This is a genomic window from Monashia sp. HAY1-5C, assembly GCF_056755255.1.
The window spans coordinates 1-233 of sequence record NZ_JBPGXG010000823.1; the positions used below are offsets into that span (position 1 = coordinate 1).

At 60.9% G+C, this 233-nt stretch carries 1 protein-coding gene; it reads right to left on the reverse strand.

Features of this window, described 5'->3' with window-relative positions; all coding sequences use genetic code 11:
- Window positions 1–233 (reverse strand): hypothetical protein (locus ACR9ZK_RS23665; RefSeq protein ID WP_481344350.1); only part of this gene is annotated, 233 nt, incomplete at both ends.

Consider the following 233-nt stretch of genomic DNA (forward strand, 5'->3'; position numbering starts at 1 on the left):
CGCCTGGCCCTTGTCGGAAACGCGCATCGCCACCTGATTCTGCTCTTCGAGCGAAATCATCAGCGGCTTGCCGGCGTTCTGCATCCAGGCTGGGGTAATGGCATCTTTCGCGGTCAGGCTGGCACCCTGGAACAACGGTGCAACGACGTAGGCGAGGAAGAAGAAGATCAGGGTGATGGCTGCCAGCACCGCCAGACCGCCAACGAGGACGTACCAACGGGTGAAGCGATCCT